This window comes from Marinactinospora rubrisoli (genome assembly GCF_042664915.1).
Lineage (GTDB): Bacteria > Actinomycetota > Actinomycetes > Streptosporangiales > Streptosporangiaceae > Marinitenerispora > Marinitenerispora rubrisoli.
On the sequence record NZ_JBHTBH010000009.1, the window covers coordinates 17,360 to 31,453 of the forward strand.

General features: G+C 68.0%; 10 protein-coding genes and 1 tRNA gene. 8 read left to right on the forward strand and 3 right to left on the reverse strand.

Features of this window, described 5'->3' with window-relative positions; genetic code table 11:
• The first annotated feature begins 280 nt into the window (after nt 1-280).
• The 3 genes from ACFQRF_RS18650 to ACFQRF_RS18660 all read left to right on the forward strand — a co-directional run bounded on the left by ACFQRF_RS18650 (nt 281) and on the right by ACFQRF_RS18660 (nt 3,089).
• Nucleotides 281-353, forward strand: a tRNA-His gene (locus tag ACFQRF_RS18650).
• Nucleotides 354-1,048: 695 nt separating this feature from the next.
• Complete coding sequence (locus tag ACFQRF_RS18655) at nt 1,049-2,395, forward strand: GPP34 family phosphoprotein (RefSeq protein ID WP_379872410.1); 1,347 nt, start codon at nt 1,049-1,051, stop codon at nt 2,393-2,395.
• Nucleotides 2,396-2,717: 322 nt separating this feature from the next.
• Complete coding sequence (locus tag ACFQRF_RS18660) at nt 2,718-3,089, forward strand: hypothetical protein (RefSeq protein WP_379872411.1); 372 nt, start codon at nt 2,718-2,720, stop codon at nt 3,087-3,089.
• Between the two features lie 454 nt (nt 3,090-3,543).
• Here ACFQRF_RS18660 and ACFQRF_RS18665 read toward each other — a convergent pair whose 3' ends face one another.
• Complete coding sequence (locus tag ACFQRF_RS18665) at nt 3,544-3,954, reverse strand: hypothetical protein (protein ID WP_379872412.1); 411 nt, start codon at nt 3,952-3,954, stop codon at nt 3,544-3,546.
• 241 nt (nt 3,955-4,195) lie between these two features.
• On the opposite strand from ACFQRF_RS18665, the gene ACFQRF_RS18670 reads away from it, so the two are divergent.
• Nucleotides 4,196-5,434, forward strand: a complete 1,239-nt coding sequence (locus tag ACFQRF_RS18670; RefSeq protein WP_379872413.1) for a hypothetical protein — start codon at nt 4,196-4,198, stop codon at nt 5,432-5,434.
• A gap of 354 nt (nt 5,435-5,788) precedes the next feature.
• Nucleotides 5,789-7,717 (forward strand): S9 family peptidase, encoded by a 1,929-nt coding sequence (locus tag ACFQRF_RS18675; RefSeq protein WP_379872414.1) that lies wholly within the window; start codon nt 5,789-5,791, stop codon nt 7,715-7,717.
• 58 nt (nt 7,718-7,775) lie between these two features.
• Here ACFQRF_RS18675 and ACFQRF_RS18680 read toward each other — a convergent pair whose 3' ends face one another.
• On the reverse strand, nt 7,776-8,807 hold the full coding sequence (locus ACFQRF_RS18680; RefSeq protein WP_379872415.1) for a DUF2332 domain-containing protein: 1,032 nt from the start codon (nt 8,805-8,807) through the stop codon (nt 7,776-7,778).
• Between the two features lie 181 nt (nt 8,808-8,988).
• On the opposite strand from ACFQRF_RS18680, the gene ACFQRF_RS18685 reads away from it, so the two are divergent.
• Entirely contained in the window at nt 8,989-10,251 is a 1,263-nt protein-coding gene (locus ACFQRF_RS18685; protein WP_379872416.1) for a MalY/PatB family protein, read from the forward strand.
• A gap of 57 nt (nt 10,252-10,308) precedes the next feature.
• On the opposite strand, the gene ACFQRF_RS18690 is transcribed toward ACFQRF_RS18685, so the two are convergent.
• The gene (locus ACFQRF_RS18690) at nt 10,309-10,977 is read right to left on the reverse strand and encodes an IclR family transcriptional regulator (protein WP_379872417.1); all 669 of its coding nucleotides are present in this window, start codon (nt 10,975-10,977) and stop codon (nt 10,309-10,311) included.
• Between the two features lie 308 nt (nt 10,978-11,285).
• On the opposite strand from ACFQRF_RS18690, the gene ACFQRF_RS18695 reads away from it, so the two are divergent.
• Entirely contained in the window at nt 11,286-12,638 is a 1,353-nt protein-coding gene (locus ACFQRF_RS18695; protein ID WP_379872418.1) for an RraA family protein, read from the forward strand.
• 109 nt (nt 12,639-12,747) lie between these two features.
• Entirely contained in the window at nt 12,748-14,094 is a 1,347-nt protein-coding gene (locus ACFQRF_RS18700; RefSeq protein WP_379872419.1) for a TRAP transporter large permease subunit, read from the forward strand.

Genomic DNA, 14,094 nt, shown 5'->3' on the forward strand with positions numbered 1-14,094 from the left:
GTCCTTCCCCGTCAGACGCGGAGCCGGGCCGGGGCTGGGCCGCTCAGGAGACCATCAAGCCCGAGCGCCGCCACGTTCATTCCTGCCCTTGGGCAACCCGCGACAACCCCAAGCGCTGCCCCGGTCCCACCCAAGTTCCGGGCACCGTTTCACCTGCCCGCCCGCGTTCCCGGTCACTCCCGAACGCGCCGCCGCACGCCGTCGCCGAGGCGCTGCTCCACCCCGAACATCCCGCGCCGGACACGCGCGCCTCCCGGCGAAGGCGCTAGGATCCGTGGCGGTGGGTGTAGCTCAGCTGGTAGAGCACTTGGTTGTGGTCCAAGACGTCGCGGGTTCAAGTCCCGTCACTCACCCTGGTAGAAGGACAGGCCCTGACCTGCGGAAAGGTTTTGCGCAGGCGGGGCCTGTTTCCGTTCGCGGGTGCACCAGCGGGTGCACCACCTCGTTCTGATCCCGTCACTCACCTTGGCGGGAGCGGAAAGAACCTTGAGGTTCTCCGCCGGACTCCTTCGGTGACCAGCCGAAACGTCGAGCTCGTCCTCTGAAGGTTCACGTCGATGTGCACGGCGAGAGGAACCACCGTCTCGCCACTATCGCCCGACCTGAGCGGTGTCCTGATCTAGTGCCCGAAGGCCAGTGCGACAGGCCGTTCGACCTGTCGGGGCGAACCCCACGCGACTGCCCCACCCGTGAGTTCACAGCCGACCGGGGCAGCGGGTTCGGTCGGATATGCGGCCGTGCGGGCCGCTGAGCGACACAAAACGCGATGGAGGGCTGCGAGACAGCGGGTGACGCTCACACTATGGCCGAGGCCCAAAACCTCTCTGGATCTGGTGCGTCGGCAGACCCAGTAACGGCTCTGGCGGCTTGACCGCCGGCAACTCTTGCGGTTCCTTATAGCTACAGGTGGGCTGCTCCCATAACCACAGGCGCTGATCTTCTTCCTCCGCGAATTCTTATTCAATGAGAGGTGCATGTGTGGAAATTCCGGATCTCTCTCTGCCTTGTCCTCCTCGGAATGGCCGGGGTACTTATCGTAGTTTCCAGGGTGCCTGGCGACCTGCTCCTGCAGCTCGCGCTGTGGGTCGGCGCGGCGTTCCTCGTCTGGAACAGCATCCGAGCCCTCCGGGGCAAGATCGATCCGCCGCAGACGCAGACCGCTCCACAGTCAGCCGTGCCCACAGCGCCTGGCGTGCCCCAGACACCGGCAGACCTGTCACAGGAGCCACCCGACATCCATTCGTCTTCTGCTGTCTCCTCGAAGAACGGAATCGACAGGCCCCCACCCCCTGCGCCGAGTTCTCCGGAAGTCGTGCTGGCGGCGGCAAAGACCGTCAAGGGCACCGCGCTGGTCATGATTCGGGGCGTGCTCGTTCTTGCCGTTCTCGTCCTGGGGCCAGCATCGTTGGGCCTGTTCATCTGGGGAATCGTCATGCTCGGCGGGGGCAACCTGCTTGACGCTGGATTCGCGTTCCTGGCGGGCGGCTTCCTGGCGTACTTTGCGGTCGGATACCTTTCGATTCTGCGCCAGCTCCGGAACGCCACTGGGAACCCGCGGAGCAGCGGGAACGAGAAAGGGACAGGCGTGGAGGCCAGAAGGGGCCATACGGATATGGCCGGCGCGGCGCCGACCATCAGGCATCCCGTTTCTGCTCACCCACCGCCGGTCCTCTCTCTGCCCGAAGCATTCCTTCTCCTTTCCCACCCCCCGACCGGGGTGGCCCGCAACTCCGTTTTCGGCGCTGCCGCTTGCGCAGCTGCTGAACTCGGCGAACTCGCGATTCGCCGAAGACTGCGGGTCATCCCCGCCATGAAACGCAAGGTTTTCGGCTTTGACGTGTACTTCGGGACAGGAAAGATCCACCTGCTCAACACCAGCCCGACCGGCCTTGCCTGGGCTGATGCTCTTCTGGCAGAGCTGGAGCGCCATGTAATGTCCAACGGCAGGCCGATAGGCGTTCAAAAGTGGTACCGGCTGCGCGGTAATGAAGCGCTCTTCCTTCATAGAGCGGCGCTGATCGAACGCTTCGTGCTGGTGCACGATTTCAGCGGAGAACTCCTCTATCCGGATCCCACCCTGCGCAACGGCCTGATCAGCCGGCTCCAGGCCGTCGGCAGCGCACTCGTCCCCATGGACGAGCACATGCTCCTCCTGTCGGATCTTGTCAGCAGCGCAGGACTCGACGACGACCTGGGGCTGCGCTGGAGCCGGCACCAACGACTCGACCGTGCCCAGGGAGTCGGGGCGGTGGCGGCCCTCCCCGAAGATCTCAGGGACACCAGCATGGTGCTCTCCTCGTTCGTGTCCTCCATGGGCCAAGGCGGGGTTGGTGGGGGCGGTAGCGACGGCGGGGGCGGCGGGGACGGCGGGGGCGGCGGCGACGGCGGGGAATAGCAACCCCGGGTTTATCGTCGATACGGCCACGAAATCCTGGCCTGTGCCTCAGTTGCCCGCAGTTCGCGAATTTTGTGACGAGAACATGGTGCGCCCATGGCAACCATCAACAAGCGGCCCCTGCAGGACGGGTCCGTCCGGTATTGGGGGAAATGGCGGCTTAGCGGGCATCGCGGCGGCGCGCCGCACTCCGAACCCTTCGACTCCCGTGTCGGCGCCCACACCATCCGCCTGCACGTAGAAGAAACGGACCATCAGTGGCCGGAGAACCGGATCCAACGCCAAGGATGGGGCACCCGGCCGGGTGCCGGGTGCGGAGTGGGTGAAAGTCGACACCGGAGACGGCCCTGAACCGGTCTACTTCCGCGAAGATGCGAACGCCCCAGGCCACGTCTTCAACGATCAAAACATGACCATGGTCTCTTCTTTCACCCGAACACCAAGAGGCCATTGGTGGGCAGATCGGATGTTAGCTTGTCGAAGCAATCGATTGCAGAAAGTGATCCCTATCGTGCAACCCAAGGTGCATGCCATCTTCGGCGCGGCTTCTGCGGGGTTGGCCGCCTCCATCCTCGCCGTGGACCTGCCCTACTACGCCATCGGGGCTACCGCGGTTCTGCTCGGCCTGCTGATCGTCTGGCTGACGCTGGCGATCCGGCAGCGCAAGACCAGGAAGCAGACTCCACAGACATAACGACATCAGTGAGATTCCGCCCTGGCGACGGACGGCCCTAGCGCTCTGACCATCTCCTACGACGCCGACACCCCGTGGACTCCCGCACCAGCTAGGTGCCCGCGCCACGATCAAGCCGTCAGCGAGCCGGATCGGCGCAGGTCAGGAGCTCTTTCGTCATTCAGGCGCCACCACCGGCCGCAGCTCGATGAAAGCCCGGGTTCCGTCGTGCCGGAAACGAGGGTGGCTGCGGCCGCGTGGGCGTGGCCGCGCAATGGTCCTCACCGGTTGCCTCCCACTCCAGCCAGCGCCTGCGCCGGGGGCTGCCGGGTGTGGGCTGGGTGAACGTCGATACCAATGAGGGACCGGACTTCGTCTACCTGCGCGAGTGTGCGCTTGAGTTGATCGCCTCGATGACGGGCGCCGAGGCGCGCACGAAGTCCGCCCCTTCACTGTCCAGTCCTCCCAGGAATCATTAGCGCTGCCTGAAACTATAAGAGACCTTGTGAATCGTTCCGCTCTTACTCGATGGCCACTTATTATTGTTCCGGACGTAAGTATCAGCAACATATTGGGCCGCCTCTTCATACCAGCGCGTCACGTTGCTGTGATACCACTTCTCGTCTGCCGTTATGGGGCTCGGCGTGGCACGATATTCTACTTCTTCAGCTCCTTCGACCCCATTCTCCTGCAAAGTAAAACCGCGATTTTCTCCTGATTTCTGCTCAACCCATCGAAACGTCCGCTTGTCCACCTTCACCGTTCCACTTGCATTCTTCCTGACAGCACCTTCTTCGTGGAATACATAACTTTTCCTCATATCACCGATCGTGAGAGTCAATTCCGCGGTCACGGGAACGTCTTCGTGGTTCTCCTTGTACTGCATCTGCGAGTCCGCCTTTCATCGAGTTCGGGACTGATAGCAGCTGCTACGACTACCCTGTAACCGGGAAAAGATTTCTCAGCTGCGTCATGTGACCTAAAAGAAACGACAGCAGAGAACACCGGAAGACCGCTGCAAGCAGAAGGAAAAACTTCCCCTAGTTTTCTCCGTCGTCGCGTTCAAAGGCGGCGGTGCGGTTAGAGTCCGCCGGGGAGAGCTACGTCATGAAACCAGGGGGAATGTCATGTCAGACGACACGATAACTTCATCGACCGACGCTACGATCCCTGCCCAGGCCGACCAAAAGACTGACATTGCGGACAGTCTCCAGCAGAAGGCCGACGCTCTGAAGAGGATGCGGGCAGCGGACGAGAAGCCGGATTACAGCCGGATATTGGCCTTCAAGAACAAGCTCCATGGCCTCTACATGCGCCCCGACAAAGGGAGCACGGGAGAAAACTGGTACGTCAACGTGGGCAGTTGGTCTGTCGACGCGGACTGGATCCTTTTTCCGTTGGACGACAGTAAGAAGAACTGGTGGATCGCAAATCCTTACCTTGCTAGGTACCTGGTCAACTACCTGTCGCTCGGAACGACCAAAGTCGTCGTCAAGTCTTACTACCGGGATGAAACACCGGCCAAATGGAGATTCGAGTCCGACGGTAACGGAAATTTCCGCATCCAAGACGAATACACGTCCGAGTACATCCTCCTGTACAAGGACGACGGGAAATATTACGTACTCGGCGATCATCGCAAGCAAAGCGATGGCAGCGACCTGTGGACCATCCACGGATATTCGAACAACTATCACTCTCCCGCACTCAAGAATCTTCGCAAGGCCCCTTCGAATCCAGAATACGGATCGCCGCCACAATTGAATTCTTTCAATGAGCCGGTCGAGCGCACCTCGCTGAAATTCATCGGCGAGGTGGCTCTGCCCGCTCACGTGGTCAAAGACGGGGACCGCGAACTGGGATGGCAGCTTCAGCAAAGCCCGTTCTACATCCTACGCCGGTACTCGCAGTGGAATCGCGCCAACTGGAAAGTGTACGACGGAATATCTTCCCAAAAGCACTCGACTACGATCGAGTTCGGCGTAACAAAAACGACCTCCACAGAGATTGAAAGGTCGCTCAATATAGCCATCACCGCGGACGCCGGCTTCGCTTTCAAGGGCGTCTCGGCGAATATGAGTGTAGGAGTCCAGAGCGGGCTCGCCATCCGGACGACAACTCAATGGGTTGAATCATATTTCAAGTCGGAAACTTTCGAGCGGGACTTCCCTGACAATGATGGGAATCGCTATGCCATCGTGGATTGGGACCGCAAGGATGTGTATGAGCTCCTGCGTGCGGAGAACGGTGAATCGGAACCCGACGAGGTCGTCCTGTCCTGGGAGGTGACCGTTCCCAATGTGCACGTTGCAGATTCCTACATGGCGCCGCCCGAAAGCAGATCTCGAAACGAGAGACGAGCATGAGGCTCATGAGATCGAGGAAGACCGATTATTCCTGCAAGTGAGAAAGCCGGTCGCGCATGCCCCTGCCGGCTCTGTTGAGACCGGCAGGGGATTCCAAGCCGATGAGGAGCCATGAGGCCCGCCGCCGCTTTCCCTCCCGGTAGGGGCGCCGCGATCGTGCCGCCGCACCGGCCGTGTGTCCCGGCGGCCGGTCCCGGCCCCGGCCGATCGGACGTGGCGGGAGTTGACCATGCCGCGACGGCATGCTGTTGCATGGGCTTCGCACGGCAGGCCGCCCGTTCGGCGCGGCTCGCCGCGCCCGACGCCGAGCGCGCCGTCACCCACCGACGTCGCCCGTCCCTGATTGGAGCCTGAATGTCCGCGGTACCAAGTCGAGGATCGCTGCCCCCGTTGGTCGACGTCGAGGAGTTCTTCGCCGATCCGGTGTTCTCCGGGGCGACGATCTCACCGGACGGTACCCGAATCGCCTATCTGGCGCCGAAGTACGGGCGGACGAACGTGTGGGTGCGCGGGATCGACGAGGGGCACGAGGACGCGGTGTGCGTCACGCACGACGCCCGGCGTGGCATCAAGACCTACCACTGGACCGACGACCCGCGCTGGCTGCTGTATCTGCAGGACACCGACGGCAACGAGGACTGGCACCTCTACCGGGTCGACCTCGACGCGCCGGAGGAGCCGGCGGTCGATCTGACGCCGATGGAACCGGGTTCGCGGGTGTTCGGTGCCGAGCCGATGAAGTCGGTGCCCGGCAGCGTGCTCGTCTGGATGAACCGCCGGCCGATGGCCATCGACGTGTTCCGGATCGACGTCGCCACCGGCGAGACGGTCCTGCACCTGGAGCAGCCCGAGCCGAACGGCGGCTTTCTGGTCGGTCGTGACGGCGAGGCGGCGTTCTACTCGCTGCTGGCCGATGACGGCTCCCACGAGTTCTACGCGATCGACCCCGCGACCGGGGAGAGGCGCCTCCTGCGCCGGCTGGGCGGCCCGGAGCACCCGCTGGGCGTGCCCCTGCAGATGGTGACGTCCGACGGGAAGGGGCTGCTGGTCGCCGACTACCAGGAGTCCGACGATCTCCGGCTGGTCCGCATCGACCGGGAGACCGGTGAGGAGACGGTGGTCGCCGCCGTGGAGGGGCACAGCCTGTGCACCATGGGCCTGATGGCGCCCACTCTGCCGCCCTCCGTGTTCATCAGCCAGCGAACCGGGGACGTCATGGCGGCCCGGTTCGTCGGCGACCGGCCCAGGATCGAGGTCGTGGATCCGCACTTCGCCGAGGTGTACGCCGCGCTGTCGCGGCTCTCCGATGGTGTGCTGTCCTCGGTGTCGTCGGACGAGAGCGAGCGGCGGTGGGTGGTGTCCTTCGATCACGATCGCGAACCGGGGCTGACGTTCTTCTACGACCACGGCACGGGCGAGAGCCGGCTGCTGTTCCGCCCGTACCCGCGGCTGGACCCGGCCGATCTGGCCCCCATGACGGCCGTCCGCTTCCCGGCCCGCGACGGCCTGCCGCTGCACGGGTTCCTGACGCTGCCGGTCGGCGTCGAGCCCGCGAAGCCGCCGTTGGTGCTGCTGGTGCACGGCGGGCCGTGGGCCCATGACACGTGGTCCTACAGCCCGACGGTGCAGTTCCTGGCCAACCGCGGCTACGCGGTGCTGCAGGTGAACTTCCGCGGCTCGTCGGGCTACGGGAAGCGGCACGTGACGAGCGCGATCGGCGAGTTCGCCGGGAAGATGCACGACGACCTCATCGACGCCGCCGACTGGGCGGTGGCGCAGGGCCATGCCGACCCCGGCCGCATCGGCATCGCGGGCGGCTCCTACGGCGGCTACGCGGCCCTCGTCGGCGTCACGGTCACCCCGGACTACTTCGCCGCCGCGGTGGATTACGTGGGCATCTCGAACCTGGCGAACTTCATGCGCACGCTGCCGCCGTTCGCCCGGCCCCATCAGGTCAACAACTGGTACCGCTATGTCGGTGATCCCGAGAACCCCGCGCAGGAGGCCGACATGCTGGCCCGATCGCCCATCACCATGGTCGAGCGCATCCGCACCCCGCTGCTGGTCGCTCAGGGCGCCAACGACGTCCGGGTGGTCCGGGAAGAGTCCGACAACATCGTCGAATCGCTGCGGGCTCGCGGCGTCCCGGTCGAGTACCTCGTCGCCGACGACGAGGGCCACGGCTTCGATAACCCCGAGAACCGGATCCGGCTGCACCGCGCGATCGAGCGGCACTTCGCCGATCACCTCGGTGGCCGCCGCGCCACCTCGTCCCCGGCCTAGCCGGCACGGGTCCGCCGCCCGTGTGCCGCTGTGCCGCCGTGCCGCTAACGGCGCAGGATCACGTCACCGGCATCGGGTGGGACGGCCCCGGCGCGGCGGTGCTCCCCGGCCCGGGCTCCCGCGCGAACCAGTCCAGGCGCTGCCCATGCGGGCTCGTGAAAGCGACCGGGCGGCCATCGAGAGCGAGCAGGAAAACGCCGCGGCCGGCCGGGACGGGTACGGGCAGCCGCTCCTTCAGGCCCGGCAGGACTCCCGGTGCCTCGTTGGAGATCCAGTGGCAGGGCAGCTCGCGCACGGTCCGGACGAACTCCTGGCGGGCCGCACCGGGCAGGTAGGCGAGGACCGCGCTGTGGAAGACCACGGGCGTGGCGCCGGCCGGCGCCTGCGCGACGAGCCGGCGCACCGTGGCGTTGAGGTCGCCGCGGAGCAGCAGCGCGGGTTCGCCGCGGGCGACGGACAGGGCGCCGCGCAGGCGGGTCAGGCGTTCCCGCTGTTCGGGCCAGACCAGGCTCTCCAGCCACCGGACGTCCTCGGGATCGGAGGCGGAGAGCGGGTTCAGGTCGATGCCGGCCCGCCACGTCACCGTGGGGAGCGGGCATGGCGGTGGCACCGGTCCGCTGGTGCGGCAGGGCAGGGTGATCGGGCTGTCCGGATGCCCGAACGCCTCGGCTCCGTCGTAGGCGTAGCGGTAACGATCCGGGTAGAGGCACAGGCCCGCGGAGGCGCCCACCTCGATCAGCGCCAGCGGTTGCGGCAGGGCGGCCAGCAGCGGCAGGAGGACGGCGCACCGCGCGCTCTCGTTGGTCTGGGTCAGGCGGGCGAGCATCACGGCCCGCACCCGTTCCCAGTGCGCCAGGACCCAGGCCCGGAACTCCCGGTAGGAGGCTGTGGGGCCGCCGAGGTGGCGAACCGCGGCGAGCAGCAGGTTGGGCTGCCGCTTGCCGGGTGGAAGCAGGTCGAGGAGTTCGAGCAGCTCGGGGTCGGCGGCGACACCGTTGCTCAGCGCCTCGTAGGTGGGAGAGTTCCCGTGGGCTTCGAGTTCGGCGAAGCGCCGGTAGGCGTCCGCTGTGCCGCTCGGCCGGCTGCGCACTCGTGTCCTCCCTGCTCGGCGGGCGCCCCGCGTCCCCGGTTCGCCGACGGGGCCCGGCGCCGGGAACGCCGCGGGGTGCGTAGGCGATGATGAGCTGGTATCAGTGCGCGGACACGACCGTCAAGCAGTGCCATCGGATCCACCACCTCCGGCCGGCCCTTCGGGGCCAAGGGAGCACCGCATGAGCGAAGCCACGAACCAGGCGCCCGCCGAGTCCGCGGACGACGGCCGCACGGATCCGTTCGTCCGGTTGTCGCTGGAGCAGTTGCGGCGGCGCACCAGCATGAAGTGGCGCACCTATCCCGAGGACGTCCTCCCGCTCTGGGTGGCGGAGATGGACGTCCCGCTCGCGCCGGCCGTCGCCGACGCCGTGCACCGGGCCGTGGATCTGGGCGACACCGGGTACCCGTACGGCACCGCCTACGCCGAGGCCGTCGCCGCGTTCGCCGCCGCCCGGTGGGGCTGGGACGGCCTGCCCGTCGCGCACACGGCGGTCGTCCCCGACGTCATGATGGGCATCGTGGAGGTCCTCCGCCTCGTCACCGGCCCCGGCGACGCGGTGGTCGTCTGCTCGCCGGTCTATCCCCCGTTCTACGCGTTCGTCGCCCACGACGGCCGGGAGGTGATCGAGGCGCGCCTGGGCCCGGACCTGCGGATGGATCCCGGGGCGATCGAGGACGCGTTCGTCCGCGCGCGGCGTCATGGCCGCCGCGCGGCGTTCCTGATGAGCAACCCGCACAACCCGACCGGTGCCGTCCACACCCGCGCGGAGCTGGAGACGGTCGCCGCGCTCGCCCGCGCGCACGGAGTCCGGGTGGTCTCCGACGAGATCCACGCCCCGCTGGTGCTGCCCGGTGCCGTCTTCACCCCGTTTCTGAGCGTTGCCGGCTCGGAGAACGGTTTCGCCCTGATCTCGGCGTCGAAGGCGTGGAATCTCGCCGGTCTCAAGGCCGCGCTGGCGGTCGCCGGAGCCGAGGCCGCGGAGGACCTTCGGCGCATGCCGGAGGAGGTCGGCCACGGTCCCAGCCATCTGGGCGTCATCGCCCACACGGCGGCGTTCCGCGACGGAGTCGACTGGCTCGGCGAGCTCCTGCTCGGGCTCGACGCCAACCGGAACCTGCTGGGCCGTCTGGTCCGGGAACACCTTCCGGGCGTGCGGTACACCCCGCCCGAGGCCACCTACCTCGCCTGGCTGGACTGCACCCGGATGGGCCTGCACGACGACGGCCCGTCCGGCGGACCCGGTGCCGTGAGCGACCTCGCGGGACCGGCGCGGATGTTCCTTGACGAGGCGCGCGTGGCGTTGAGCTCCGGGCACGTGTTCGGCTCCGGCGGCGCCGGGTGGGTCCGCCTCAACTTCGCGACGTCACCGGCGATCCTGCGTGCGGCGCTCGGGCGAATGGGGGGCGCGCTGGCCCGGCTCGGCCGATCGCCGCGCCGGTGACGCGTCCGTTCGGGCCCGGGCTCTCCTGGCCGGCCGGAACGTGACCGCCGGCCGCCGTCAGATCCGGACGCCGATGGCGTTGGCGCCCCTGGACAGTTCGGGGAGCAGTGGCAGGAGTTCGTCGACGCGCGTCCGCTCGCCGGTGGTGACCAGGTTGATGGCCCCCACGAGGGTGCCGTCGGAGTCGTGGATGGCGTGCGTGAGGCTGAGCGCGCCGAGTTCGCGCTCGGATTCGGCCAGGTGGTAGCCGACCTCCCTGATCCGCCGCACCTGGGCCCGGATGTCGTCGGGCTCGTGGATCTGGCCGGTGGCCAGCCGGACCCGGCCGTGCCTGGTGAGATAGTCGTCGAGTTCGGCGTCGCCGAAGCCGCTGAGCAGCACCTTGCCGCCGCCGACGTTGAGGGGGACGCGGCGGCCGATGGGGAACTGGTAACGGAGCGGATCGGTGCCGTCCGCCCGGGCGATGAGGATGCGCTCGTCCCCTGAGCGGACGAACACCGAGGAGGTCAGCCCGGTGGTCGCCGACAGCTCGGTGAGGATCGGTGTCGCCACGGTGCTGAGCCGGTCGTTGACCACGAACGCGTGGGCCAGCGACAGGATGACCGGCCCCAGTGAGTACCCCAGGCGGTGCTGCTGGATGTAGCCGCGCCGCACCAGCTGGTTGATGGTGCGCTGCGCCGTGGCCACGTGCAGGCCGCTCTCACGGGCGATGTCGCTGAGGCGCATGGGGCCGCGCGCCCGCTCCAGGCATTCCAGAACGTCCAGAGCCCGGTCGAGTGTGCGCCCCTGGTTGCCGTTGGTAGCCGTGGCTTCCCGTCTCCTTCCCCACGCGTTCCCCGCGATGGCCCGCGGCCGTTCGCACGCCGCCTCCGGATGGGCGCGGCCCCTGCCGTTGCGGCGATTCGGGGCTCCCCGCCGGTCCCTCCAACGTATCGGACCTGCCACCGGAAGGTTGACACCCGGGAGCGTCGCAGGTCACACTGCCTACCACTCAGCAATAAATTTTATCATCAGATGATAGAAGGTGGTGCGGTATGAAGGTAGGCGTACTCGGGCTCGGTGAGGCCGGTGCCGTCTACGCCGGCGCGTTCGCCGAGGCCGGCTGGACCACCGTGGGGTTCGACCCGTCGGCCGCGACCAAGACCCCGGCCGGCGTGACACGCGCCGCCTCCGCGGAGGAGGCCGTCACCGGCGCCGGGCTCGTGCTCAGCCTCACCACGGGCGCGCACGCGGTCACCGCCGCCGAATCCGCGCTGCCGGCGCTGCGAGCCGGCACCGTCTACGTGGACATGAACGCCGCCGCACCGGAGACCAAGGCCGAGGTCGCGCGGATCATCGGCGCGTCCGCGCAGGTCGTGGACGGTGCGATCATCGGATCGGTACGCAAGTTCGGGGCCCGGGCCAACGTGCTGCTGTCCGGTCCGGCCTCCGGGGAAGCCGCCCGCCTCCTCGGCGAGGTCGGCGCGGAAACGGAGGCGATCGGCGGGGAGGTCGGCGCGGCGTCGCGGCGCAAACTGCTGCGCAGCGTCTTCATGAAGGGCCTCGGCGCGCTGATCACCGAGACGATGGACGCCGGAACGGCGGCCGGAGAGGAGGCCTGGATCCGCCGCCAGATCGCCGGCGCCCTCGCCGACGGCGCCGACGCGCTCGACCGCCTGGACAGTGGCACCCGGCGGCACGCCCTGCGGCGCGCGCAGGAACTCCAGGCCAGCATCGATCTCCTGGAGGGCCTGGGGGTCGGCACACCGGTGAGCCGGGGGGCCGCCGACCGGCATCTCGCCCTGGCCCGCGCGGACCACGAGGAGACCCGGCGGCTCGTCGACGCCTTCACCGGCATCCCCACCGCCGCCATCGGCGACGGACGCGACCGCCTGGGGTTCGTCTCCGCCCGGATCCGCCCGGTCTGGCCCGGCGCGCGGGTGACCGGGCGGGCGCTGACGGTCCGCACCCGGCCGGGCGACAACCTGGCCGTGCACCGGGCGCTCGCCGCCGCCGGCCCGGACGACGTCCTGGTCGTGGACGGGGGCGGCGACACCTCACGGGCGCTGATCGGCGAACTCATTGCGGAACGCGCGATCAACCGGGGTATCCGCGGCATGGTGATCGACGGGGCGGTACGCGACGCCGAGGAGATCCGGGAACTCGGCTTCCCCGTCTGGGCGGCGGGGGTCTCCCCGGCCGGGCCCTACAAGCACGGCCCCGGCCACGTCGGGCCGCCCATCGCGGTGGGCGGCGCGGTCTGCGCGACCGGGGACATCGTCGTCGCCGACAACGACGGGGTGTTCATCGTCCCCCGTCTGGAGGCGGAACAGACCCTCCGGGCGGCCCGCGACGTCGTCGCCGACGAGGAGCGCCGTCGCGCCGCCATCAGACGGGAACGCCGATGAGCCCCCTCCGCCGCACGCCACCGCACGTCTCCCCCCGCCGTTCCCCCACCGGCGCCCGCCCCGCCACCGGGCACCTCCGCACCCCCGCCCACTCACCCGAGGTCGGCCCATGCCCATCGCGCTGCTAGCCCTCGCGGCCTTCATCACCGTGATCATCGTCTGGAACGTCGTGTTCAAGCGGAACATGGGCGAGGCGATGCTGCTCGGGCTGGTCGTCACCGCCCTCTTCGCCGGAGCGCAGGCGCCCGCCTACCTCCTGGAGGGGATGGCCGGCGCCCTCACGCACGACGTCCTCTACGCCGCGCTGGCCTTCGTGTTCATGGCCTACCTGATCGACGCGACCGGGCTGATCCAGCGGATCCTGGCCATCCTCAACTCCGTCTTCGGGCGGATCCGCGGCGGTCCCGCCTTCGTCGACACGGCCGGTTCGGCGGTCTTCGGTGCCCTCTCCGGCTCCAACTCCGCCAACACCGCCTCCAGCGGCTCGTTCACCGGCCCGTGGATGGTGCGCACCGGGTGGACTCCGACCCGTGCCGCCACGGTGCTCGCGGGCAACGGCGGCATGGGCGCCGCCCTGCCGCCCAGTGCCTCCATGGTGATCATGATCGGCTTCGCCGGCGGGCTGGTCACCACGGGACAGGTCTACATGGCGCTGCTCGTGGCGGGCGCCTATCAGATCCTGCTGCGCATCGGGCTGGTCATGTACTTCGTGCGCAGGGACGGCATCCCCAAGGTCGAGGAGCACGACCTGGTGCCGCTTCGCACGTCGCTGAAACAGGGTGCGGGCGCGCTGTCGATCTTCCTGGGGGCGCTCATCCCCATCGTGGTCACCGTGGGTCCGCTGGCCGATCATCTGACCGAGGCGACCCCGCTGGGCGACACCATCGGCGAGATCTCGCTGCTGACCTGGATCCCGGTGCTGATCATCGCCTTCGCGCTCGTCGCGGGACGCGATCGGCTGCCCAGGACGGTCCGGGGCTGGTCGCGCCTGCTGGACGGCGCGCTGCCCAAGTTCGCCGACATCGGCGCCCTGCTGTTCTTCGCGATCGCGGCCAGTGAGGTGCTCGGGCGCCTCGGGCTGGCCGAGGACGTCAACGGGGTCCTCCAGGCCCTTCCGGTCAACGGCGTGCTGATGGTGGTCGTCGTCGGTCTGGTGATCACCCTGGTCGCCGGCCCCCTCTCCTCCACGGCGACCCTCACCGCGGTGGGCCAGATCTCCTTCCTGACGCTGGTGGGCGTGGGAGTGGATCCGCTGACGGCGATCATCGCGATCCTGGTGTTCGCCTCCACCGAAGGCGCCTCCCCGCCGGCCTCGGGATCGATCTTCGTCGCGGCCGGACTGACCGGGGCGCGGCCCGAGAGCACCTTCGTCCCGCTGATCGTCTACTACATGGTCCCGATCCTTCTCATTGGCTGCCTCATCGGGTGGGGCGTCCTGCCGATTCCGGGGAGCTGA